The sequence below is a fragment of the Streptomyces sp. NPDC005774 genome (assembly GCF_042871645.1).
GTDB classification, from domain to species: domain Bacteria; phylum Actinomycetota; class Actinomycetes; order Streptomycetales; family Streptomycetaceae; genus Streptomyces; species Streptomyces pratens.
The window spans coordinates 207,606-229,581 of record NZ_JBIAIV010000007.1 but is presented as its reverse complement, the minus strand read 5'-3'; the positions used below and the strand labels follow the sequence as shown (position 1 = coordinate 229,581).

Below are 21,976 nucleotides of genomic sequence, written 5' to 3'. Positions count from 1 at the left end.
GCAGGTCAGGACCGGGCTCCCCAGTGGGTGACGACCCCGCCGGCGCGGGCGAGGAGGTGTACCGCCCCACCGCCGGCTGTCGGCCGCCCCACCGCCCCACCGCCGGCCGCCGGGCTACGGTCGGTCCGGCCGGTCCCCGTGCCACGAGTGCCAGAGCGCCGCGTACGCCCCGTCCGCCGCCACCAGGGTCTCGTGTGTGCCGAGTTCGGTCAGCCAGCCGTCCTCCATCACCGCCACGCGGTCCGCGTCGTGCGCGGTGTGCAGCCGGTGCGCGATCGCGATGACGGTGCGTCCCGCGAGGACGGCGGCCAGCGCGCGCTCGGTGTGGCGTGCGGTCGTCGGGTCGAGAAGGGCGGTCGCCTCGTCGAGGATCAGCGTGTGCGGATCCGCCAGCACCACCCGGGCCAGAGCCAGTTGCTGGGCCTGGGAGCCGTCCGGGACACAACCGCCCTGCCCCAGCCCGGTGTCCAGACCCTCCGGCAGCTCCCGCACCCATGTGTCGGCGCCCACCACGGTCAGCGCGGCCCACAACTCGCCGTCCCCCGCGCCCGGTTCGGCGATGCGCAGATTGTCGCGCACCGAACCGAGGAACACGTGGTGCTCCTGAGTGACCAGCACGACCTGCCGGCGCAGCAGATCCGGGTCCAGCCGGGCCACGGGCGCTCCGCCCACCGTCACCGTCCCGGCGGTCGGCGCGTCCACGCCCGCGAGGAGCCGGCTCAGCGTGGTCTTGCCCGCGCCGGACGGCCCCACCACGGCCAGCCGCTCACCCGGCCGCACCGTCAGATCGACCCCGTGCAGCACCTCGGCGCCCCCGTCGTAGGCGTAGCGCACACCGGTCACGTCGATGCGGTCACCGGCCGGATCCGGAACACCGCCGCGCCCCGCCACGGGCAGCACCCTTGCCAACCCCTCCACCCGGGCGAACGAGGCACCACTGCTCTGCAGTTGCTCGATCCGCATCAGCACCTCGTCCAGTGGTCCGCTCAACTGCAGCAGATACAGGGCGGCGCTCACCACCGCGCCCAGGCTCACCGCGCCCCGTCCGTGCAGCGCCCCGCCGATCAGGAGTACGCCGGCCACCGGGACGGCGTACGAGACCTCCACCACCGGGAAGAACACCGTCCGCAGGAACAGGGTGTGGAACCGGGCTCGCCGGGTGGTCTCCAGCGCCTCCCGGCTCGCCCGGACCCGCTGCTGCCGGAGCCCGAACGCCTCCACCGTGCGCGCCCCCGCCGCCGTCGCCGCGACGATCTCCGCCACATCCGAGACGGCCGCTCCCTCGGCGAGGTATCCGGCGCGGGCCCGGCGCAGATACCAGCGCAGCACAAACCCGATCGGGGCAAGTCCCAGCACGCCAAGGGCGCCCAGCAAGGGGTCCACCAGGAAGACCGCCGCCATGACGAACACCGACTGCACCCCGTTGACCAGCAGCGACGGCCCGGCGTCGCGCAGGGTGGTGCCCACGGCAGTCACATCGGCCGTGCCCCGCGCCGTCAGATCCCCGGTGCCGGCCCGCTCCACCACCGACGAGGGCAGCGCCAGCGCCCGGTCCACGAAGCCCTCCCGGACCCGCGCCAGCGTCCGCTCCCCGAAGCGGTGCCCCACGTAACGGGCCCAGCGGGCCAGCAGCAACTGCCCGACCGCGCACAGCAGGATGACCGGCGCCAGCCGGTCCACCACGCTCACACCGCCCCCGTCGCGCACCCCGTCGATGATCCGCCCCAGCAGCCACGGTCCGGTCAGCCCCGCCAGCGCGGCCAGCGCGTTCAGGGCCAGCACCGCGGCGAAGGCCCGTCCGTCCGCCCTCACCAGCTCCACGGCCGCCCGGCGCACCTCGGCGGGCTCGGCGACCGGCAGTCGTCCTCGGCTCACCGCACGACCTCCTCACCGGTTTCCTCGGCGGATCGCCAGGCCGATTCCCCGGCCGATTCCCCGGCTGATTCCCCGGCGGTGTCCCTGGCCATCAACGCCCGGTATCCGGGCTCACGGTCGAGGAGTTCGCGGTGGCTGCCGGTGGCGGCCACCTTGCCGTCCACCAGGAAGTGCACCTGGTCGACGCGGTCCAGCATCAGCGGCGAAGTGGACGTCACCACCGTCGTACGGCCCCGGCGCTCCGCGCGCAGCCCTTCGGCGACCGCGGCCTCGGTGTGCGCGTCGAGCGCCGAGGTGGGCTCGACGGCCAGCAGCACCTCGGGGTCGGACAGCAACGCACGGGCCAGCCGGACGCGTTGCCGCTGCCCTCCGGAGAGACTGCGGCCCTGGGCGGACACCGCCGAGCCCAGACCGTCGGGCAGGCCCCGCACGATGTCGTCGGCGGCGGCCGCGTGCAGGGCGCGCAGGACGTCCGCGTCCTGCGCCGCACGGCGGCCGGCCACCACCTCACGCAGCGGGCCGGCGAACAGATCGGCCTCGTGGTCGGCGACCAGAATCCGTTCCCGGACCTCGGCGAGCGCGATCGCGTCCAGCCGCCGCCCGCCCCAGGTGGCCGACGACGGCACATACCGGCCGAGCCGGTCCACCACGCCGACCGCGTCGGCCGGGCGCGCCGCGGTGAGCGCGGTCAGCCGGCCCGGCAGCACCCGCGCCCCGGACTCGGGGTCGTACAGCACCGACGGTTCGGCGGGCGCGGCGGCCTCGCCGGTGTCGGCCGGCGGTTCCAGCCGGAGGAACGCCGTCACCCGCCGGGCGGCCACCACACCCCGGCTCAGCTGGTAGCCGCACTCGATCAGGAACATCACCGGCCACACCAGCACGGCCACATAGCCGTACACCGACACCAGCTCGCCCACGCTGATCTGCCCCTGGGCGGCCAGCCGGGCGGCGATCCAGGTCACCCCCGCCAGAAACAGCGTCGGCAGGCCGACGCCGAGCGCCTGCATCCAGCTGGTCACCGCACCGACCCGGTAGCCCTGTTCGCTCAACCGCTGCGAGTCCCGCCGGAACGCCTCCGCCATCAGGCCCTTGCCGCCGAGCCCGCTCAGCACCCGCAGACCGCCCGCCAGATCCCCGATCCGCGCGGTCAGCACGCCCTGCCGCTCCCGGTACTCCGTCTCCGTCCCCTGCAACCGCCCCGCCAACGGCCCCACCACGAGGGCGATCACCGGCACCCCGAGCAGCACGACCAGCGCCAGCAGCGGCGACACCGACAGCAGCAGTCCGGCCACCGCCCCATAGGCCACGACCGCGCCCACCCCGGGCCCGACGGCGGTGAGCGACTGGCTGATCATCTGCACGTCACCGACCCCGATGGTGACGACCTCTCCGGCCCCGGTGGCGCGCGACAGCGAGGCACCGAGCCGCACCGTCTGCCCGACGACCACCTTCACCGTGCGGAAGTGGGCGTCCATCCGCACCCGGGTCATCGTGCGGTGCCGCATGATGCTGAGCCAGGAGTTGACCCCGTTCACCGCGAACAGGGCCCCCGTCCAGAGAGCCAGGGCCCCCATGTCACCCGGTTCGAGTCCCTCGTCCACCGCCCGGGACATCAGATACGGCGTCGCCGCCAGCAGCACCATCCACACGCTGCCGAACACCGCCCCCGCCGCACACCGGCCCGGCTGCCGCAGGACCAGCCACCACAGATAGCGGGCTCCGCCCCGGCCGTCGGGCGTGCCGGGGTCCCCGTACGCGTCGATCATCCACTCATCCCCCTCCGCGCTGCCGCGCCTACGCCAGACTGTCCCGCCACGCCCGGTGCAGGTCCGCGAAGCGGCCCGTGCCCGCGACGAGTTCGGCCGGAGTGCCGTCCTCCACGATCCGGCCGTGTTCCATCACCAGGACGCGGTCCGCGATCTCCACGGTGGACAGGCGGTGGGCGATCACCACCGCCGTACGGCCCCGCAGCACCGTCGCCATCGCGCGCTGCACCGCCCGCTCCCCGGGGACGTCCAGCGAACTGGTCGCCTCGTCCAGGATCAGCACGGCGGGATCGGCGAGCAACGCCCTCGCGAACGCCACGAGCTGGCGCTGACCGGCCGAGATGCGGCCGCCCCGCTTGCGTACGTCGGTGTCGTAGCCGTCCGGGAGGGCACTGATGAAATCGTGCGCGCCGATCTCCTTCGCCGCCTGCTCGATCTCCACGCGGCCGGCCTCCGGACGGCCGAGGGCGATGTTCTCGGCGACCGTGCCGGAGAACAGGAACGCCTCCTGCGTCACCATGACCACCCCGCGCCGCAGTTCGGGCCCCGGCAGGTCACGCAGGTCGACGCCGTCGAGCAGGACCCGGCCGTCGGTGGGGTCGTAGAAGCGGGCGAGCAGCTTCGCCAGCGTCGACTTGCCCGCCCCGGTCGAGCCGACCACCGCGACGGTCTGCCCGGCGGGGAGCGTCAGGTCGAAACGGGGCAGTACCTCGCCACCGGTGCGGTACGCGAACCGGACCCCCTCGAAGGCGACCTCGCGCCCCGGATGCTCCGACCGCCGCCCGGGCAGCTCACGGGGGGACACCGGCTCCGGCACGGACGGGACCTGGGCCAGCAGACCGGCGATCTTCTCCAGCGAGGCCGCCGCCGACTGGTACGCGTTGAGGAACATGCCCAGCCGGTCGATCGGGTCGTACAGGCGTCGCAGATACAGCACCGCAGCCGCCAGCACACCGAGCGCGAGCGTCCCGTCCGCCACCCGGTAGGCGCCCCACAGCACGGCCAGCGCGACCGTCGTGTTGGCGGTCACCCGCGAGCCGACGACATAGCGGGCCATCTCCAGCAGCGCGTCGCCGTTGGTCCGCTCGTGCCGCCGGTTCAGCTCCCGGAACGCGGCGTCGTTGACGGACTCGCGGCGGAAGGCGCGCACCGCGCGGATACCGTTCATCGTCTCGACGAACTTCACGATCACCGAGGCGATCGCCGTGGACCGCAGCCGGTACACCTCGGAGACCCGCCGCCGGTACGACCGTACGAGTGCGTACAGCGGGACGAAGGACGCCACCGCCACCGCGCCGAGCCCGAGGTCCAGCCAGAGCAGCAGCACCGCGATGTAGACGCAGGACACGATGACCGTCACCAGTTCCTGCAGGCCCTCCTCCAGCAGCTCCCGCAGCGACTCGACGTCCGTGGTGGAGCGGGAGATGAGCCGGCCCGAGGTGTAGCGCTCGTGGAAGTCGACGCTGAGCGCCTGCGCGTGCCGGAAGATCCGGCCGCGCAGATCCAGCAGCACGTCCTGACTGACCCGGGCGGCGGTGGCGATGAACGCGTACTGCAGCACGCCGCCCGACGCCGCGCACAGCAGATAGCCCACCGCCACCGCGATCAGCGGCCCGTGGTCGGCGGACCGGAACGCGGGTACGCCCCGGTCGATCGCGTACGCCACCAGCAGCGGGCCCGCCTGCACCGCCGCCTGCTGGAGCAGCAGCAGAAGCGCCGTCAGGGCGACCCGGCCGGGCATCGGCGCCAGCAGGGAGCGCAGCAGGACGCCGCTGGCATCCGGGGGAGTGGGCAGGACGTCCCGGTCGAAGGGGTCGCCGGCCTCCGGGGTCCGTGGCTCGTCGTCCCTGCCGTCCTTGTCGTCCTCGTCGCGGGTGGGTGCGGTGGGAGCCGCCGTCATCGCTGGTTCTCCTGTTCCGCCTGGTCCGACTGCTCCGCCACCGGGTCGCCGGCCATGAGGTGGGCGTACTCGGCGTTGGTGCGCAGCAGTTCGTGGTGGGTGCCGACCGCCGTGATCCGGCCGCCGGAGAGGAGGGCGACGCGGTCGGCCAGCAGGACCGTGGACGGGCGGTGCGCCACGATCAGGGCCGTGGTGTCGGCGAGCACCCGGCGCAGGGCGGCCTCGACCGCGGCCTCCGTGTGCACGTCGAGCGCGGACAGCGGATCGTCCAGCACAAGGAAGTCGGGCCGCCCGACCACCGCGCGGGCCAGCGCGAGACGCTGCCGCTGCCCGCCGGAGAGGCTGAGCCCCTGCTCGCCGACCTGGGTGTCGGCGCCCTGCGGCAACGCGTTCACGAAGCCGGCCTGCGCCACGCCCAGCGCCCGCTCCAACTCGGCCCTCCCGGCCCTGGCCCCCGCGCCCATCAGCACGTTCTCCCCGACCGCGGCCGAGAACAGGGTGGGCTCCTCGAAGGCGACGGAGACCCTGCGCCGCAGCTCCTCGCGGGAGAGCGCGGTGATGTCCGTGCCGTCCAGGGTGATCCGCCCCGAGGTCGCCTCGTGCAGCCGGGGGACCAGGGCGGTGAGCGTGGTCTTGCCGCTGCCGGTCGCGCCGACCAGGGCCATCGACTCACCAGGCCGGATGTGCAGGTCGACGCGGTCCAGGACGGGCAGGGACCCGGAAGGGGCGTCGGGATAGCGGAAGGTGACGTCGTGGAAGCGCAGCCCGTCGCCGCCCGCGGGGGCGGCCGGCGTCGATGCGCCGTCGGGGCCCGGCTGCTCCTCCTCGGCGTCCATCACCTCGAAGTACCGCTCGGTCGCGGTCGCCGCCTCCTGGCTCATCGCCAGCAGGAAGCCGATCGAGTCCACGGGCCAGCGCAGCGCCAGGGCCGTCGTCAGGAACGCCACCAAAGTGCCCGCGGACAGGTCCCCGTCGGCCACCCGTACGGTCCCCAGCACCAGTGTCGCGCCGATGGCCAGCTCAGGGAGCGTCACGATGACGCTCATGATGGCGCCCAGCAGCCGGGCCTTGCGCAGCTCCGTCCCGCGCAGATCCTCGGACAGCTTCCGGAACGCCCGCGCCTGGCTGCGGTGCCGTCCGAACCCCTTGATGACGCGGATGCCGAGCACGCTCTCCTCGACGACCGTCGTCAGATCGCCGACCTGGTCCTGCCCGAGCCGCGACGCCCTGGAGTACCGCTTCTCGAAGAGCAGGCAGGTGACCATCACCGGCACGGCGGGAACCAGGACCACCAGTCCCAGAGACCGGTCCTGGACCAGCATGATGATCACGCCGACAAGGATCGTCACCCCGTTGACCAGCAGAAACGTCAACGGGAAGGCCAGGAACATCCGCAGCAGCATCAGATCCGTGGTCCCCCGGGACAGCAACTGCCCCGATGGCCACCGGTCGTGGAACGCCACCGGCAGCCGCTGCAGATGCCGGTAGAGACCCGCCCGCATTCCCGCCTCGACACCCGCCAGCGGACGCGCCACCAGCCACCGCCGGAGCCCGAACAGCAGCGCCTCCGCGAGCCCGAGCAGCAGCAGGTACAGCGCGCCGAGCCACACACCCGCCGGGTCCCGGCCGGCGATGGGGCCGTCCACCATCCACTTCAGGACCAGTGGGATGACCAGGCCGATGCACGAGGCGAGGATCGCGACGACGGCGGCGGTCAGCAACCGTGCCCGTACGGGCCGCACGTACGGCCACAGACGCAGCAACGTGCGGACTGTGGAGGACGCTTCGCGCGGTTCGAGGGGCGGGGACGGGGGCGCGGGTAGGAGTGTGGTGGCCATCAGCAGCGAGCCTACGGATCGCCACTGACACTGCCCACCGAGTTTTGGCCGGACTCCGCTGGTCCGCAGGACCTACGACCGACGTCCGACCCCGTCAACGGGCCCGCACGCGACCTGCGCCGTGCCCCTCTCCCCCGAAGTCGTACCACTCCATCGGCCGATCGGTTGATGCGGTGTCGAGCGCGACGGCCGATGTGCGGGCACCCCGCCCCCGGGAGGCTTGGTGCCATGCCTGTCATCGAAGTCACCGACCTGCGCAAGTCCTACGGGGGGCGGCCCGTCGTGGACGGTGTCTCCTTCGCCGTCGAGGAGGGCGAGATCTTCGGCGTCCTCGGCCCCAACGGCGCCGGCAAGACGACCACCGTCGAATGCGTCGAGGGCCTGCGCGTCCCCGACTCCGGCCGGGTCCGCGTCACCGGCCTCGACCCGGTCGCCGACCACGAACGGGTCGCCCAGGTTCTCGGCGCCCAGCTCCAGCGGAGCGAACTCCAGGCCAAGCTCACCGTCCGCGAGGCCCTCGAGCTGTACGCCGCGTTCTACCCGCGTCCCGCCGACTGGCGGCCCCTGGCCGAACGTCTCGGGCTCGCCCCGCACCTGGACAGCCGCTTCGGCAAGCTCTCCGGCGGGCAGAAGCAGCGCCTGTCGATCGCGCTCGCCCTCATCGGCGACCCCCGGATCGTCGTCCTCGACGAACTCACCACCGGACTGGACCCGCGCGCCCGCCGCGACACCTGGGAACTCATCGAGGACATCCGCGCGAACGGCGTCACCGTTCTGCTCGTCACCCACTTCATGGAGGAGGCCCAGCGGCTCTGCGACCGGATCGCGGTGATCGACAAGGGCCGGGTGGCCGCCCTGGACACCCCGGCCGGTCTGATCCGCCGCTCGGCGGGCGCCACCGTCATCAGCTTCACGCCCTCCGCCCCCCTGGACGACCGCGACCTGAACGGCCTGCCCGCCCTCGTCTCGATCGAGCACCGGGACGGCCGCGTCACCCTGTCCGGCACGGACGAGACCGTCAACGCCGTCATCACCCTCCTCGCCCGCACCCGCGTCACCGCCCACCAGCTCCGGGTCACCGACGCCACCCTGGACGACGCGTTCCTGGACCTGACGGAGGAGAACGGCGGGGCCGGCCCGACGGGCGCGACCGAGCGGGCGAACACCACCGACCGCCCCGACACCACCGAGGAGGTACCGGCGTGACCAGCCCCGTCCCCCGCGCCGCCGTCCTGAACGCCGCCGTCCTGCGGACCGAGATCCGCCTCTTCCGCCGTGAACCCGGCGGAATCTTCTGGATCCTGCTGTTCCCCACCCTCCTGCTGGCGATCCTCGGCTCCGTCCCCTCCTTCCGCGAGGCCGACCCGTCCTTCGGCGGACTGCGCCCGGTGGACGCGTACGTCCCGGTCGCCGTGCTGCTCGGCCTGATCGTCGGCGGGGTGCAGGGCATGCCGCAGACCCTCACCGCCTACCGCGAGCACGGCATCCTGCGCCGGATGGCCACCACCCCCGTACGGGCCACCGCGCTGCTCGGCGCGCAGATGCTGGTGTACGGCGGGGCCGCCCTGCTCTCGGCGCTGCTCTCGCTCGCCGTCGGCCGGATCGCCTTCGGCGTACCGCTGCCGCGTCAGCCCTTCGGCTACCTCCTCGCACTGCTCCTGGCCGTGGCCGCCGCCCTAGCCCTGGGCGCCGTGCTCTCCGCGCTGTCCCGCACGGCGAAGATCGCGGGAGCGGTGGGCTCCGCCGCGCTGTTCCCGGCGATGTTCTGCGCGGGTGTGTGGCTGCCGGTGCAGGCCATGCCGGACCTGCTCGCCGGCATCGTCGGCTGGACCCCGTTCGGCGCCGCCGCCGAAGCCCTGAACCAGGCCGCCGCCGGTGACTGGCCCGGCCGGCTCCACCTGGCCGTCCTGGCGGCCTGGACGGTGCTGCTGACGGCCGCCGCCGCGCGCTGGTTCCGCTGGGAGTGAGCGCGCGGGTGGGCACAGAGGAGACCGGGCCGGCGAGTGCGCAGGCCGGCGCCGGGGCGAGCACGTACGAGAATGACGGCATGGTGGTGGACGGCACGGCGGCGGACGGCGTGGTCGAGCGGCGGTGGGCGGTGTTCCACCGCTGGGGGCCGTACCTCCTGCTCGCCGTCGGCACCGCCCTCTCGCTGTCGGCCGCCGACGCGATCGGCATGACGGACGGCGAGCGCCGGCTGAGCGGTGTGCTGGTCGTCGTGGCCGTCGTCCTCCAACTGGCCTGGGGCAGGGCGGAGCGCAGACGTCCCGGACCGACCACCGAGAGCGCCTGCTACTACGCCGCCCGCTGGGCCGTCGGGTTCGCGCTCACCTGGACGAACCCGCTGTTCGCCTTCTCCGCGGTCATCGGCTACTTCGGCGTCGCCCACCAACTCCCCAGGCATCTGGTCAAGCCCGGCCTGATCGCCACCGCGGTGACACTGGCGGGCTCGCAGGCGGGCGGACTGCCCCCGGGCGACAGCCTGGGCTGGGCGCTCTTCGGCGCGATCCTCTTGGTCAACGCCCTGCTGGTGGCTCTCTTCGCCCACTTCGGCGAACTGGAGGAGGAGCGCGCCCGGACGCAGGCCGAGACCATCGCCGAACTGGAGCGCACCAACGCCGCGTTGCAGCAGGCCCTCGACGAGAACGCCGCCCTGCACACCCAACTCCTCGTCCAGGCACGGGAGGCGGGTGTCGCCGACGAACGGCGGCGGCTGGCCGTCGAGATCCACGACACCCTCGCCCAGGGCCTCACCGGCATCATCGCCCAGCTCCAGGTGGTGGCGGGCACGAGCAACCCCGACCTGGTCCGCGTCCACGCGGGGCGGGCCACCGACCTGGCCCGCGAGAGCCTCGGCGAGGCCCGCCGCTCCGTGCACAACCTCGCCCCGGTCGCCCTCGACGGGGACGGGCTGCCGCAGGCCCTGGAGAAGACGGTCGCCGAATGGGGCGAACGCACCGGCGCCCGCGCCGGCTGCACCGTCACCGGCACAGCCGAACCCCTGCACGAGGAGGTCGCGGCGACGCTGCTGCGGATCGCCCAGGAGGCCCTGTCCAACGCCTCCCGGCACGCCGCGGCCACCCGGGTCGGCGTCACGCTCTCCTACATCGGCGACGAGGTCACCCTCGACATCCGCGACGACGGCCGCGGCTTCGACCCGCGCGTGCGCCCCGCCCGCACCGGCAGCGGCGGCTTCGGCCTCGACGGCATGCGCGCCCGCGCGGAACGCATCGCGGGCTCCCTTACCGTGGAGTCCGAACCCGGACACGGGACGGCGGTCTCGGCTCGCGTACCGTTGGTGCGCCATGACTGACGACCCGGCCATCTCCCTCCTCATCGTCGACGACCATCCCGTTGTACGGGACGGCCTGCGCGGCATGTTCGAGTCCGTGCCCGGCTTCCGCGTCCTCGGCGAGGCGGCGGACGGCGTCGAGGCGCTGGAGCGGGCCGCCGCCCTCGACCCGGACGTCGTCCTCATGGACCTGCGCATGCCGGGCGGTTCGGGTGTGGACGCCATCCGGGAACTGTCCCGCCGGGGCGCGCGGGCCAAGGTGCTCGTCCTCACCACCTACGACACCGACTCCGACACCCTGCCCGCGATCGAGGCGGGCGCGACCGGCTACCTGCTGAAGGACGCGCCCCGCGAGGAACTGTTCGCGGCCGTACGGGCGGCCGCCGAGGGCCGTACGGTCCTCTCCCCGGCGGTGGCCTCCCGCCTGGTCTCCGCGGTCCGCGCCCCCGCCGCCGAATCGCGGTCCGCGCCCCTGTCCGCGCGGGAACGTGAGGTCCTCGCCCTGGTCGCCAGGGGCACCTCCAACCGTGAGACCGCCCGCGAACTCTTCATCAGCGAGGCGACCGTGAAGACCCACCTGACCCATCTGTACGCCAAACTCGGCGTCAGGGACCGGGCCGCGGCCGTGGCGGTCGCCTACGAGCGCGGCATCCTCGGCGGGCCGGACGCCGGCTGAGCGACGGGCCGGCGCCGGCCCGGAGCCGCCTCACGTCAGCCGACGGCCCGCAGCAGCAGCACCGTCCGCCCCGCAACCGTGATCGTCGTGTCCGCCGGGTGGGTCGTGGCCGGCGGGCACTCCTGGTCCTCCCGGCCGGTGTCGACGACCACCTCGTAGTGCCGGGCCCACGGCGGGCCCGGGAGGAGGACGTCCGTCGGTTCGTCACCGGCGTGGAGGATCGCGAGGAAGCTGTCGTCGAGGACGGGTTCCCCGTGCTCGTCCCGCTCCGGGATGTCCCGGCCGGAGAGGTACATGCTGAGGGTGGCGGTGGGCGCGTACCAGTCCTCCTCGGTCATCTCGGTGCCCCGCGCGGTGAACCAGGCCAGGTCGCGCAGTCCGTCGGTTCGGTGGGCGCGCCCGGAGTAGAAGGTCCGGCGGCGCAGCACCGGATGGCGGCGGCGCAGGGCGATCAGCCGGGACGTGAGGTCGAACAGCGCCCGCCAGCCCGGCCGGTCCAGCAGTTCCCAGTCCACCCAGCCGGTCTCGTTGTCCTGGCAGTAGGCGTTGTTGTTGCCGCGCTGGGTGCGCCCCATCTCGTCCCCGGCGACCAGCATCGGCACACCCGTGGACAGCAGCAGCGTGGTCAGCAGGTTGCGCAGCTGCCGCCGTCGCAGGGCCAGGACGTCCGGGTCGCCGGTCTCGCCCTCGGCGCCGCAGTTCCAGGAGCGGTTGTCATCCGTGCCGTCCCGGTTGCCCTCGCCGTTGGCCTCGTTGTGCTTGCGCTCGTACGACACGAGGTCGCGCAGGGTGAATCCGTCGTGCGCGGTGACGAAGTTGACCGAGGCGTACGGGCGCCGCCCGCCCCAGTCGTAGAGGTCACTGGAACCGGAGAGCCGGTAGCCGATCTCCCGCAGATCCGCGTCCTCGGGCCGCCAGAAGTCCCGTACGGCGTCGCGGTACCGGTCGTTCCACTCCGACCACAGCGGCGGGAACGCCCCCACCCGGTAGCCGCCGGGGCCCACGTCCCACGGCTCGGCGATCAGTTTCACCCCGCGCAGCACCGGGTCCTGGGCGATCACCGAGAGGAAGGGGGCGCGCATGTCGACGTCGTCCCCGTCCGCGGTGCGGGCCAGCGCCGCCGCCAGATCGAAGCGGAAGCCGTCGACGCCCATCTCGGTCACCCAGTAGCGCAGCGAGTCCGTGATCAGGCGCAGCACCTGCGGCTGGACGACGTCCAGGGTGTTGCCGCAGCCGGTGTAGTCGGCGTACCGGCGGGCGTCGGCCCGGAGCCGGTAGTGGCTGCGGTTGTCGATGCCCTTCAGGGACAGGGTGGGGCCCAGTTCGTTCGCCTCGGCGGTGTGGTTGTACACCACGTCGAGGACGACCTCGATGCCCGCCGCGTGCAGCGCGCGCACCATTCGCTTGAACTCGCCGACCTGCTGCCCGCCCGTCCCGGAGGACGCGTAGCCTGCGTGCGGGGCGAACCAGCCGACGGAGTTGTAGCCCCAGTGGTTGCGCAGCCCCCGCCGCAGCAGATGGTCCTCGTGGGCGAACTGGTGCACCGGCAGCAGTTCCACGGCCGTCACCCCGAGCCGCACCAGATGCTCGATCGCGGCAGGATGAGCCAGCCCGGCGTACGTGCCGCGCAGTTCCCCGGGGATGCCGGGATGCCGCTGCGTGAAGCCCTTGACATGGAGTTCGTACAGGACCGTGTCCGCCCACGGCGTCCCGGGCCGGCGGTCGTCGGCCCGGTCGTCGTCATCGTGGACGACGACGCCCTTCGGCACGTACGGGGCGGAGTCCCGGTCGTCGCGCACAGTGTCCGCGACATGCTGCTCCGGCCAGTCCCGGACATGCCCGTACACCTGGGGCGGCAGGCCGGACGTGCCGTAGTCGCCGTCCACCGCGCGGGCGTACGGGTCGAGCAGCAGCTTCGCCGGGTTCCAGCGGGCGCCGGTCCACGGATCCCAGCGGCCGTGCACCCGGTAGCCGTAGCGCGTGCCGGGCAGGACGCCCGGCACGAAGCCGTGCCAGACCCCCTCCGTCAGTTCGGTGAGCCGGGCGCGGCTCTCCCCGCCGAGCTCGTCGAACAGGCACAGCTCGACGCCCTCGGCGCCCCCCGCCCACAGAGCGAAGCCGGTCCCCGCCGCCCCGTCCGGGCCGGTGTGGAAGTGGGCGCCCAGGGGGACGGCCGGGCCGGGCCGCACCGGCACCGTCGCCGGCAAGGGCGTAGCCGCCCGCACGCCGTTCACGGCGACGGCCGGGCGCCCGTCGCCGGCGACCCGGTTCCCGGCCACCGCCTCCCGCCCGGCCACCGCCTCCTGCCCGGCCACCGCCTCCTGCCCGGCCACCGCCTCCTGCCCGGCTGCGCTGGACACCTGTCAGCCTCCCGCGGCTCATCATGGGACGACGGCGGGCAGGAGAGTGCGGCCGCCCAGTCCCCTGGGCGTTCCTCGGCTCCGGCCGCGGCTCCCCGGCGTGTCGTCCTCCCCTCAGTTCTGCCCAGAGCATGCCTCGCACTCACGTGTCCTCGGGGTGCACCCTGACGTTCTCCGGGGCGCACCCTTGCGTCGCCCCGGGGCGAGGGCGCGCACGCGTGTCCCTCCGGGGGCACACGCGCGTCCCGCCGGGGCAACGCGAGGGTGCCGCCGGGACATGAGCGCGTCCCTCCAGGGCGCAGGGGATACGGCCGGGTGGGGATGACTGTTCCTCGAGGGGACGCATAGTCGTTTCCCCAGGGCGCGCACTGTCGTTGGGCAGCGCGTGAGCCACGTACAAGGGCGCGCACGGCGCGCGAGGGCCGCACTGGCCGCCGTAGTGACATGGGCAGGACTGTTGGCCGGGGCCGTCGGCTGCACTTCGGACGGCCCCGTCGCGGGGGCGTCCGGCCCCCCGGGATCCGAGGAGGTGATCAAGGTCGTGCCCGCCGACGCGAGCAAGGAGGTGCGCCCCGGCCGGGTGCTGCGGGTGCGGGCGTCCGAGGGCCGGCTGGAGTCGGTGAAGGTCGTCCGGTCCCAGGACGCGCGGGAGACCCCGGTCCCCGGCCGGATCTCCGCTGACGGACAGAGCTGGAAACCCGACGACGAACGGCTCGCGCTGGCCGCGAAGTACACGGTCGACGCCGTCGCCCTGGACGACGACGGGCGCCGCTCGGCCCGCCGCACCACCTTCACGACGTACGTTCCCGAGCAGCGCTTCATCGGCTACGTCGCCCCGGAGGACCGTTCCGTCGTCGGCACGGGGATGATCGTCTCCCTGGCGTTCAACCGCGAGATCGTCCACCGCGCGGCGGTCGAACGAGCCGTCCGCGTCACCTCCCGCCCGGCCGCCGACATCCGCCCGCACTGGTTCGGCAAGGAGCGCCTCGACTTCCGGCCCGAGGAGTACTGGAAGCCCGGCACCGAGGTCACCGTCGACCTGGACCTGCGGGACGTCGAGGGCGCGCACGGCGTCTACGGGCTCCAGCACCGCACGTTCTCGTTCACCGTCGGCCGCGGCCAGGTCTCGGTGGTCGACGCGTCCCGGCACACCATGGAGGTGCGGCGGGACGGCGAGGTGCTCGCCACGGTGCCGGTCACGGCCGGGGCGCCGAAGACCCCCACGTACAACGGGAAGATGGTGATCACCGAGATGCTCGAGGTCACCCGGATGAACGGCGCGACCGTCGGCTTCACCGACGACGACGGCAAGGGCGAGTACGACATCCCCGACGTCCCGCACGCCATCCGCCTGACCGACTCCGGCACCTTCCTGCACGGCAACTACTGGGCCGACGAGGACGTCTTCGGCGACACCAACGTCAGCCACGGGTGCGTGGGCCTGCGCGATGTGAAGGGCGGCGGCGCGGGCACCCCGGCGGGCTGGTTCTTCGACCGTAGTCTCGTCGGCGACGTCGTCGAGGTGGTCAACAGCAAGGACCGGACGGTCGCCCCGGACAACGGTCTCGGCGGCTGGAACATGTCCTGGGAGAAGTGGATGAAGGGCAGCGCCGTGGAGTGAACCCCGACGCCCCCGAACGCCCTCACGCGCGGATGGCCGAAAGGGCTCTCCGGTTGTGCTCCGTGGGCCATTGAAGTTTGGAACGGAACGGTGACACACCGGCCGCCTCCAACCCTCCTGGCCTGTGGTTACTATGCGCCCAAGCGCGCGTGGGGCGTGCGGGGCGCGGGCCGGGCCAGGCCCGCCGAGGGGAGAAAACAAGTGAACGTGGGGCCGATATCGGGGGCGTCGAGTGACGCGCGGAGGCGTGGCGGCAGGAAGCTCGCCGCGCTGGCACTCGGGGTGGTGCTGGCGGTCACGGCGTGCGGCGGCGGGGGGGCCGGCTCGGGCTCCGGGGACGGCTCGGACGACGGCAGGCCCAAGGACTCCACCGCGGCGCAGAGCAAGCAGTCCGAGGCGGTCATCGGCATAGCGCCCAAGGACGGTGCCGAGTCCGTGAAGACCAGCGGCGCGCTCAAGGTCGACGCGGCCAAGGGCAAGCTGACCGAGGTCGTCGTCAAGAACCCGGACGGGGAGAAGATCGACGGGGAGATATCCGGCGACGGCGCCCACTGGACGCCGTCGACCCACCTGGCCGCCTCCACCAAGTACACCGTGCACGCGGTCGCCAAGGACTCCGCCGGCCGCACCGCCGCCGAGGACTCCAGCTTCACCACGCTGACCCCGAAGAACACCTTCGTCGGCACCTTCACCCCCGAGGACGGCTCCAAGGTCGGCGTCGGAATGCCTTTCTCGCTCCGCTTCACCCGGGGCATCACCAAGGCCGAGGACGTCGAGAAGGCCATCCGCATCACGACCGAGCCGGCCGTCGAGGTCGAGGGGCACTGGTTCGGCAACGACCGCCTCGACTTCCGGCCGGAGAAGTACTGGAAGCCCGGCACCAAGGTCACCGTCGACCTCAACCTCGACGGCGTCGAGGGCCGCGACGGCGTCTACGGCGAACAGACCAAGACCGTCTCCTTCACCATCGGCCGCAGTCAGGTCTCCGTCGTCGACGCCAAGAAGCACACCATGAAGGTCGAGCGGGACGGCAAGGTCATCAAGACGATCCCGATCACCGCCGGCGCCCCCGGCACCGAGACCTGGAACGGCCGGATGGTCGTCAGCGAGCGGCTCAAGGTCACCCGCATGAACGGCGAGACGGTCGGGTTCGGCGGCGAGTACGACATCAAGGACGTCCCGCACGCCATGCGCCTGAGCACGTCGGGAACCTTCATCCACGGCAACTACTGGGGCGGCGGCGCCTTCGGCAACTACAACGCCAGCCACGGCTGCATCGGCCTGCGCGACACCCGCGGCGGCTGGGACAAGAAGGCACCGGGCGCCTGGTTCTTCGAGAACACCATGATCGGCGACGTGGTCGTCGTGAAGAACTCCAACGACGCCACCATCGCCCCGGACAACGGCCTCAACGGCTGGAACATGTCCTGGGAGAAGTGGAAGGCGTAACCGCACGACCCGCGGGAGACGTACGAGGTACGCGGCCCCGGTGTGAGGTACGGCACCGGGGCCGCAGTCGTTGGTCGCCGTGCTGTGTCTGCCCGGGGGCGACCCCCGGCTCCCCGGCCGAGTGTGAGCGACCGCACTGGCCCCCTTGCCGTTAGTCGCCGTGCTGTGTCTGCCCGGGGGCGACCCCCGGCTCCCCGGCCGAGTGTGAGCGACCGCACTGGCCCCCTTGCCGTTAGTCGCCGTTAACCTGCTGTCATGACCGTACATCTCGAAGTCGCCGAGGGCGTCGGCACGCTGCGCCTGGACCGCCCGCCCATGAACGCGCTGGACGTCGCCACGCAGGACCGGCTGAAGGAACTCGCCGAGGAGATCACGCGCCGCGAGGACGTGCGCGCCGTGGTGATCTTCGGCGGCGAGAAGGTGTTCGCGGCGGGCGCGGACATCAAGGAGATGCAGGCCATGGACCACACCGCGATGGTCCTGCGCGCCCGCGCCCTGCAGGACTCCTTCACGGCGGTGGCCCGCATCCCCAAGCCGGTGGTGGCGGCGGTGACCGGTTACGCGCTGGGCGGCGGCTGCGAGCTCGCGCTCTGCGCGGACTTCCGTATCGCCGGGGAGAACGCCAAGCTGGGCCAGCCCGAGATCCTGCTCGGACTGATCCCGGGGGCCGGCGGCACTCAGCGCCTGGCCCGGCTGATCGGCCCGTCCAGGGCGAAGGACCTCATCTTCACGGGCCGTCAGGTGAAGGCCGACGAGGCGCTGGCGCTGGGCCTGGTGGACCGTGTGGTGCCCGCCGCCGAGGTCTACGAGCAGGCACACGCGTGGGCCGCGAAGCTCGCCAAGGGTCCTGCGATCGCCCTGCGCGCGGCCAAGGAGGCGGTCGACACCGGTCTGGAGACCGACATCGACACCGGCCTCGCCGTCGAGCGCAACTGGTTCGCGGGCCTGTTCGCCACCGAGGACCGTGAGCGGGGGATGCGCAGCTTCGTGGAGGACGGCCCCGGCAAGGCGAAGTTCCTCTGAACTTCCTTCCGAGGGGTTGCAATTGACACGATGTCTGATCCGAGTCCCTCGATGGGGCGGTTTATGGGAGCCTTAATGCACCCTTAAGCCTGCCGTGTCGAGGGAGCCTGTCGATTGCCGCACAGCGAGCCGTTCCCGCAGGTCGTACGGGTCACCGGTACTCCCGAGGCGTCAGGGGCATATGCCGGTGGCCTGCCCTGCGGCGGGGGCGTACGGGGGGCGCATTCCGGCGGAACGGCCCCGGACGTCCCGCCGGACGTCCATGATGGGGGCATGGCGGGGCTGGATGGCAGGGAACAGCCGCGGGGAGACGGACGTGCGACCGCGTCGCGCTGGTCGCCGACGGTCGAGGACGAACACGCCCAGAAGGTACTGGAGTTGTTCGGTGATCCGTCACAGGCGGAGGTACCGCTGCCGTCCCGTCCGGAGTCCGCGGCCACCGCCCGCCGGCTCACCCAGGTCGTGGTCCTGCGCCACTGGGGCCTCGGGGCGGCGATCACCGAGGACGCCGTCCTCCTCGTCTCCGAGCTCGTCGGCAACGCGGTGCGCCACACCGGCGCCCGCGTCTTCGGCCTCCGGCTGCGCCGCCGCCCCCGCTGGATCCGCGTAGAGGTCCGTGACCCGTCCCGCAGCCTGCCCTGCCTCATGCCGGTCCAGGAACTGGACGTCAGCGGCCGCGGCCTCTTCCTCGTCGACACCCTCGCCGACCGCTGGGGCGTCGATCTTCTGCCCCGGGGCAAGACGACCTGGTTCGACATGCGCATCACCGACCGCTGAGCCGGGGCGCGGGCCGGCCGGCCGCCGGGCTCTCAGGCGCCGCCCGCCCACTCCTTCAGGGCCGTTTGGTCGGGGAAGTCGGCGAGGTTGGTGTCCACGGGATCGTCGGTGTACTGGTGGAAGCGCCACTTCGCCTTGATGCGGGGCTCGCCCGCGGTGACGTAGTCGGCGATCCACAGCCCGTCGCCCGCGTAGGACGTCGTGTCGACGTTCAGCCAGAAGTCCCGGTTGCAGTACAGGATCACCCGGTGCTCCGGGCGCAGCTCCTTGACCTTCCGGATGAACCCGTCCTTCTCCGCGGCGCTCGCGCGGGTGCCTTCGCCGGTCGCCTCCCAGTCGACGGCGAGGATGTCGCCCTGCCGCTCGGGTGCCTCGGAGACGAAGTGCTCCGCCTGTGCCGTCAGGTGACCCGGCCACAGGAAGTGGTAGAAGCCGACGACCAGTCCGGCCCCGCGGGCCCGCTCCGTCTGGGCGGACAGCTTGGGGCTGACGTACGAACTGCCCTCCGTCGCTTTGACGAAGGCGAAGGACAACCCGTCCGTGTCGTAGGACGAGGACTGATACGAACTCACATCGATGCCGCGCAGCATGAGGTCTCCCTGAAGTGCCGGTGGCGGGAGGGGGAACCGGAGGAGTCGGAGGTACCGGAGGAGTCGAACGGATCCTTCCTCTTGTGCATCACTGCCCCACCGTGACACGGGACGCTCGCGAACATGGTGCACATATCGACTTCTCACCGTTGTGGGGGACCGGCGGCCCGACCTCACACGCCACACCGGTGTCCGGAGCACCTTTGATGTTTTCTGTCCGTCATGTGCTGGTCACCCGACACGGGCGAACTACCCGAAGGACGACGTGGGTCGACGCACAGCGACGCCCGGGACGCAGTGCCTCCGGGCGTTGAGCGGAACCTGTTGGGGGGTACCGGCGAACTGCGCGCCGCGCGCCGGCCCGGGGCGCGGCGGACCACACCGAACCGCGGCCCCTGGACGTCGCCGACACGGAGGCAGCATCAAGGTCGGCGACAGCGGGCTGCGACCGCTCGAACAGATGCAGCTTTTGATGGTGCGACCGGGACCGTGGCCATCGGAGCTCGACGCCATGGCGACCACGGTGGCGCGGCGGTTGTGGCACGCGGCGTCCGAGGACTCCGCGAACGCCGCCCCGGCACCGAACGCGACCTGGGTGTGGGACACCGCCATCGGCCTGGTGCTCTCTGCGGAGGAGTACCCGGTACTGGCGGACTCCCGGTACGCGGCGGAGGAGTACCGCGCCGCGGTGCGCCGGATCGTCCACGAGCTGCCGGAGGCGGGAGCGGACCTCCGTACGGTCGTCCGCCTGGCGGCTCGGCTCCGGCGGGACCCGGGACCCGGGACCCGGGACTCGCGTCCGGGTACTGACCCGGCCGCACCGGGGCCCGGCTCACCGAGTCCGGCTCACCCGTCGCACCAGCCGTGGGTCTTGCTGAACTGCAGCAGCCCGCGGCGCGCCTGGAGGATCTGCTCACCGGTCAGCGTCGGCGCGGCGGACAGCAGGACCTCCGTGACCTCCTGGAGGTACTCCTCGGCGGTGAGCACGTCGCACAGCGGGTCCTCGCCGTCCGCCTGCCTGCCCGCACCGGCGGAGGACACCGGGCCGGCCCCCTGGGCCAGCCGCACGCCCGAGGCCTTCAGCCCCCGGTCGCCCTCCTCGATCTCGAACTCCACGGTGACCCCGGGACGCAGTTGGTGCTCCGGAATCCGCACGTCGTTGACGTGGAGGAAGACGTCCTCCCCACCGTGCTCCGGAGCGATGAACCCGTAACCCCGTACGGCGTCGAACCGCACCACACGACCAGCAACCATTGTTTCCAACCCCCAACAGAACACCGGACCCCGGGCCCGGACCCCATGTCCGGAACGGAACCCGACCAGCCAGGCCAACATACGCCGTCCGTCGCGCCCGTACCCTCAGCACTCGATGATGTTCACCGCGAGCCCGCCCCGCGCGGTCTCCTTGTACTTGACGGACATGTCGGCGCCGGTCTCCTTCATGGTCTTGATGACCTTGTCCAGGGACACCTTGTGCGAGCCGTCGCCGCGCATCGCCATCCGCGCGGCGGTGACCGCCTTCACCGCGGCCATGCCGTTGCGCTCGATGCACGGGATCTGGACCAGACCACCGACCGGGTCGCAGGTCAGGCCGAGGTTGTGCTCCATGCCGATCTCGGCGGCGTTCTCGACCTGCTCCGGTGAGCCGCCCATCACCTCGGCGAGGGCGCCCGCCGCCATGGAGCAGGCGGAGCCGACCTCGCCCTGGCAGCCGACCTCGGCGCCGGAGATGGACGCGTTCTCCTTGAACAGCATGCCGATCGCACCGGCCGCCAGCAGGAAGCGGACCACGCCGTCGTCGTCGGCACCGGGGACGAAGTTCATGTAGTAGTGCAGGACGGCGGGGATGATGCCGGCCGCGCCGTTGGTCGGGGCGGTGACGACCCGGCCGCCCCCCGCGTTCTCCTCGTTCACGGCCATCGCGTAGAGGGTGATCCACTCCATGGCGAGGGCCTTCGGGTCGCCCTCCGCGCGCAGCTTGCGTGCCGTGTTCGCGGAACGCCGGCGCACCTTCAGGCCGCCCGGCAGGATGCCCTCGCGGGACATGCCGCGCGCCACGCACGTCTGCATCACCCGCCAGATCTCCAGCAAGCCCTCGCGGACCTCCTCCTCGGTCCGCCAGGCGCACTCGTTCTCCAGCATCAGCGCGGAGATGGACAGGCCCGTCTCCCGGGTCAGGCGCAGCAGCTCGTCGCCCGTGCGGAACGGGTACTTCAGGACGGTGTCGTTGAGTTTGATGCGGTCCGCGCCCACCGCCTCCTCGTCGACGACGAAGCCGCCGCCCACCGAGTAGTACGTCTTCGACAGCACCTCGGCGCCGGACGCGTCGTACGCCCACAGGGTCATGCCGTTCGCGTGGTACGGGAGTGTCTTGCGGCGGTGCAGTACGAGGTCGTCGTCGAAGGAGAACGTGATCTCGTGCGTGTCGAGCAGCCTCAGCCGGCCCGAGTCCTTGATCTTCTCCGCCCGTTCGTCGGCCGTCTCCACGTCCACCGTGCGGGGCGAGTCGCCCTCCAGGCCGAGCAGCACCGCCTTGGGCGTGCCGTGCCCGTGGCCGGTGGCGCCGAGCGAGCCGTACAGCTCCGCGCGGACCGAGGCGACCGAGTCCAGCAGGTCCTCGTTGCGCAGCCGCCGGGCGAACATGCGGGCGGCCCGCATCGGGCCGACCGTGTGCGAGCTGGACGGCCCGATGCCGATCGAGAACAGGTCGAAGACCGAGAGGGCCACGGAAGGACTCCTAGGGGTTCGGCGGACGCCGCTGTCCGCCGGGGGTGGTTCGCGGTGGTACGGATGCGGGGAACGGGACGGT

The 21,976-nt window shown here is 72.5% G+C and carries 16 protein-coding genes; 8 read left to right on the top strand and 8 right to left on the bottom strand.

Annotation, left to right across the window (positions count from 1 at the left end; translation table 11 throughout):
- Positions 1–114 precede the first annotated feature (114 nt).
- From ACFYQA_RS09810 to ACFYQA_RS09795, 4 genes are read right to left on the bottom strand one after another with little or no spacing between them, the layout of a single operon-like run.
- A complete protein-coding gene (locus ACFYQA_RS09810; RefSeq protein ID WP_388914055.1) occupies positions 115–1,875 on the bottom strand; it encodes an ABC transporter ATP-binding protein in 1,761 nt (586 codons plus the stop codon).
- Positions 1,872–3,641 (bottom strand): ABC transporter ATP-binding protein, encoded by a 1,770-nt coding sequence (locus ACFYQA_RS09805; protein WP_388914052.1) that lies wholly within the window; start codon positions 3,639–3,641, stop codon positions 1,872–1,874. The genes ACFYQA_RS09810 and ACFYQA_RS09805 overlap by 4 nt, the downstream gene beginning before the upstream one ends.
- A gap of 28 nt (positions 3,642–3,669) precedes the next feature.
- Positions 3,670–5,541 carry an ABC transporter ATP-binding protein gene (locus ACFYQA_RS09800; protein WP_388914049.1) on the bottom strand — a complete coding sequence of 624 codons (1,872 nt, stop codon included), beginning with the start codon at positions 5,539–5,541 and terminating at the stop codon, positions 3,670–3,672.
- Positions 5,538–7,379, bottom strand: coding sequence for an ABC transporter ATP-binding protein (locus ACFYQA_RS09795; RefSeq protein WP_388914046.1), 1,842 nt, complete (start codon positions 7,377–7,379; stop codon positions 5,538–5,540). Before ACFYQA_RS09795 ends, ACFYQA_RS09800 begins: the two co-directional genes overlap by 4 nt.
- Positions 7,380–7,607: 228 nt before the next feature.
- Between ACFYQA_RS09795 and ACFYQA_RS09790 the strand changes: the two genes are divergently transcribed.
- From ACFYQA_RS09790 to ACFYQA_RS09775, 4 genes are all read left to right on the top strand, one after another.
- Positions 7,608–8,585, top strand: a complete 978-nt coding sequence (locus ACFYQA_RS09790; protein ID WP_388914043.1) for an ABC transporter ATP-binding protein — start codon at positions 7,608–7,610, stop codon at positions 8,583–8,585.
- A 26-nt stretch (positions 8,586–8,611) separates the two neighbouring features.
- Positions 8,612–9,346: an ABC transporter permease gene (locus tag ACFYQA_RS09785; protein ID WP_388914114.1), complete on the top strand. Its 735-nt coding sequence runs from the start codon at positions 8,612–8,614 to the stop codon at positions 9,344–9,346.
- A gap of 80 nt (positions 9,347–9,426) precedes the next feature.
- Positions 9,427–10,692 carry a sensor histidine kinase gene (locus ACFYQA_RS09780; RefSeq protein ID WP_388914111.1) on the top strand — a complete coding sequence of 422 codons (1,266 nt, stop codon included), beginning with the start codon at positions 9,427–9,429 and terminating at the stop codon, positions 10,690–10,692.
- Positions 10,685–11,347, top strand: a complete 663-nt coding sequence (locus tag ACFYQA_RS09775) for a response regulator (RefSeq protein WP_388914040.1) — start codon at positions 10,685–10,687, stop codon at positions 11,345–11,347. The genes ACFYQA_RS09780 and ACFYQA_RS09775 overlap by 8 nt, the downstream gene beginning before the upstream one ends.
- Positions 11,348–11,382: 35 nt before the next feature.
- Here ACFYQA_RS09775 and glgX read toward each other — a convergent pair whose 3' ends face one another.
- Positions 11,383–13,626 (bottom strand): glycogen debranching protein GlgX, encoded by a 2,244-nt coding sequence (gene glgX, locus ACFYQA_RS09770; RefSeq protein ID WP_388914107.1) that lies wholly within the window; start codon positions 13,624–13,626, stop codon positions 11,383–11,385.
- Between the two features lie 466 nt (positions 13,627–14,092).
- Between glgX and ACFYQA_RS09765 the strand changes: the two genes are divergently transcribed.
- The 4 genes from ACFYQA_RS09765 (at position 14,093) to ACFYQA_RS09750 (ending at position 18,577) form a co-directional block, all read left to right on the top strand.
- Positions 14,093–15,328, top strand: coding sequence for an Ig-like domain-containing protein (locus ACFYQA_RS09765; RefSeq protein WP_388914037.1), 1,236 nt, complete (start codon positions 14,093–14,095; stop codon positions 15,326–15,328).
- A gap of 201 nt (positions 15,329–15,529) precedes the next feature.
- Positions 15,530–16,777, top strand: coding sequence for an Ig-like domain-containing protein (locus ACFYQA_RS09760; protein WP_388914034.1), 1,248 nt, complete (start codon positions 15,530–15,532; stop codon positions 16,775–16,777).
- A 255-nt stretch (positions 16,778–17,032) separates the two neighbouring features.
- A complete protein-coding gene (locus tag ACFYQA_RS09755) occupies positions 17,033–17,800 on the top strand; it encodes an enoyl-CoA hydratase/isomerase family protein (RefSeq protein ID WP_055572275.1) in 768 nt (255 codons plus the stop codon).
- A gap of 273 nt (positions 17,801–18,073) precedes the next feature.
- Entirely contained in the window at positions 18,074–18,577 is a 504-nt protein-coding gene (locus tag ACFYQA_RS09750; protein ID WP_332430759.1) for an ATP-binding protein, read from the top strand.
- A 32-nt stretch (positions 18,578–18,609) separates the two neighbouring features.
- On the opposite strand, the gene ACFYQA_RS09745 is transcribed toward ACFYQA_RS09750, so the two are convergent.
- From ACFYQA_RS09745 to ACFYQA_RS09735, 3 genes are all read right to left on the bottom strand, one after another.
- Entirely contained in the window at positions 18,610–19,167 is a 558-nt protein-coding gene (locus ACFYQA_RS09745) for a glycoside hydrolase family 25 protein (protein WP_388914030.1), read from the bottom strand.
- 846 nt (positions 19,168–20,013) lie between these two features.
- Positions 20,014–20,421 (bottom strand): cold-shock protein, encoded by a 408-nt coding sequence (locus ACFYQA_RS09740; protein ID WP_388914027.1) that lies wholly within the window; start codon positions 20,419–20,421, stop codon positions 20,014–20,016.
- 105 nt (positions 20,422–20,526) lie between these two features.
- The gene (locus tag ACFYQA_RS09735; protein WP_388914024.1) at positions 20,527–21,894 is read right to left on the bottom strand and encodes an L-serine ammonia-lyase; all 1,368 of its coding nucleotides are present in this window, start codon (positions 21,892–21,894) and stop codon (positions 20,527–20,529) included.
- Positions 21,895–21,976 lie beyond the last annotated feature (82 nt).

Excerpts from the sequence above, each read along its gene's own strand:
- ACFYQA_RS09750 (WP_332430759.1), top strand. The coding sequence starts at position 18,074 with ATGGCGGGGCTGGATGGCAGGGAACAGCCGCGGGGAGACGGACGTGCG.
- ACFYQA_RS09780 (WP_388914111.1), top strand. The coding sequence starts at position 9,427 with ATGGTGGTGGACGGCACGGCGGCGGACGGCGTGGTCGAGCGGCGGTGG.
- ACFYQA_RS09745 (WP_388914030.1), bottom strand. The coding sequence starts at position 19,167 with ATGCTGCGCGGCATCGATGTGAGTTCGTATCAGTCCTCGTCCTACGAC.
- ACFYQA_RS09755 (WP_055572275.1), top strand. The coding sequence starts at position 17,033 with ATGACCGTACATCTCGAAGTCGCCGAGGGCGTCGGCACGCTGCGCCTG.
- ACFYQA_RS09740 (WP_388914027.1), bottom strand. The coding sequence starts at position 20,421 with ATGGTTGCTGGTCGTGTGGTGCGGTTCGACGCCGTACGGGGTTACGGG.
- ACFYQA_RS09775 (WP_388914040.1), top strand. The coding sequence starts at position 10,685 with ATGACTGACGACCCGGCCATCTCCCTCCTCATCGTCGACGACCATCCC.
- ACFYQA_RS09805 (WP_388914052.1), bottom strand. The coding sequence starts at position 3,641 with ATGATCGACGCGTACGGGGACCCCGGCACGCCCGACGGCCGGGGCGGA.
- ACFYQA_RS09795 (WP_388914046.1), bottom strand. The coding sequence starts at position 7,379 with ATGGCCACCACACTCCTACCCGCGCCCCCGTCCCCGCCCCTCGAACCG.
- ACFYQA_RS09800 (WP_388914049.1), bottom strand. The coding sequence starts at position 5,541 with ATGACGGCGGCTCCCACCGCACCCACCCGCGACGAGGACGACAAGGAC.
- ACFYQA_RS09790 (WP_388914043.1), top strand. The coding sequence starts at position 7,608 with ATGCCTGTCATCGAAGTCACCGACCTGCGCAAGTCCTACGGGGGGCGG.